We start from the raw sequence: 1535 nt of genomic DNA, 5'->3' as shown, positions 1-1535 counted from the left end.
GACACGACGATGTTTTACGAAACATCTTCGGGTTGTGAGGTTAAGCGACTAAGCGTACACGGTGGATGCCCTGGCAGTCAGAGGCGATGAAGGACGTGCTAATCTGCGATAAGCGTCGGTAAGGTGATATGAACCGTTATACCCGACGATTTCCGAATGGGGAAACCCAGTGTGTTTCGACACACTATCATTACGTGAATACATAGCGTAATGAAGCGAACCGGGGGAACTGAAACATCTAAGTACCCCGAGGAAAAGAAATCAACCGAGATTCCCCCAGTAGCGGCGAGCGAACGGGGAACAGCCCAGAGTCTGAATCAGCGTGTGTGTTAGTGGAAGCGTCTGGAAAGTCGCACGATACAGGGTGAAAGTCCCGTACACAAAAATGCACACGTTGTGAACTCGAAGAGTAGGGCGGGACACGTGGTATCCTGTCTGAATATGGGGGGACCATCCTCCAAGGCTAAATACTCCTGACTGACCGATAGTGAACCAGTACCGTGAGGGAAAGGCGAAAAGAACCCCGGCGAGGGGAGTGAAACAGAACCTGAAACCGTGTACGTACAAGCAGTGGGAGCCTACTAGTTGGGTGACTGCGTACCTTTTGTATAATGGGTCAGCGACTTATATTCTGTAGCAAGGTTAACCGTATAGGGGAGCCGAAGGGAAACCGAGTCTTAACTGGGCGTTAAGTTGCAGGGTATAGACCCGAAACCCGGTGATCTAGCCATGGGCAGGTTGAAGGTTGGGTAACACTAACTGGAGGACCGAACCGACTAATGTTGAAAAATTAGCGGATGACCTGTGGCTGGGGGTGAAAGGCCAATCAAACCGGGAGATAGCTGGTTCTCCCCGAAAGCTATTTAGGTAGCGCCTCGTGAACTCATCTTCGGGGGTAGAGCACTGTTTCGGCTAGGGGGCCATCCCGGCTTACCAACCCGATGCAAACTGCGAATACCGAAGAATGTTATCACGGGAGACACACGGCGGGTGCTAACGTCCGTCGTGAAGAGGGAAACAACCCAGACCGCCAGCTAAGGTCCCAAAGTCATGGTTAAGTGGGAAACGATGTGGGAAGGCACAGACAGCCAGGATGTTGGCTTAGAAGCAGCCATCATTTAAAGAAAGCGTAATAGCTCACTGGTCGAGTCGGCCTGCGCGGAAGATGTAACGGGGCTAAACCATGCACCGAAGCTGCGGCAGCGACGCTTAGGCGTTGTTGGGTAGGGGAGCGTTCTGTAAGCCGTCGAAGGTGTGCTGTGAGGCATGCTGGAGGTATCAGAAGTGCGAATGCTGACATAAGTAACGATAAAGCGGGTGAAAAACCCGCTCGCCGGAAGACCAAGGGTTCCTGTCCAACGTTAATCGGGGCAGGGTGAGTCGACCCCTAAGGCGAGGCCGAAAGGCGTAGTCGATGGGAAACAGGTTAATATTCCTGTACTTGGTGTTACTGCGAAGGGGGGACGGAGAAGGCTATGTTGGCCGGGCGACGGTTGTCCCGGTTTAAGCATGTAGGCGGAACAATTAGGTAAATC

Annotated in this window: 2 other annotated features. The window is 52.6% G+C overall.

Going from position 1 to position 1535, the window contains the following annotated elements:
• Positions 1-52: 52 nt before the first annotated feature.
• Positions 53-563, top strand: a sequence feature (23S ribosomal RNA rRNA prediction is too short).
• A 7-nt stretch (positions 564-570) separates the two neighbouring features.
• Positions 571-1298 (top strand) — a sequence feature (23S ribosomal RNA rRNA prediction is too short).
• Positions 1299-1535 lie beyond the last annotated feature (237 nt).

Source organism: Pseudescherichia vulneris (assembly GCF_902164725.1).
Classification (GTDB): Bacteria; Pseudomonadota; Gammaproteobacteria; order Enterobacterales; family Enterobacteriaceae; genus Pseudescherichia; species Pseudescherichia vulneris.
The sequence above is the reverse complement of the archived record's forward strand: the minus strand, read 5'-3'. Positions and strand labels throughout refer to the sequence as shown.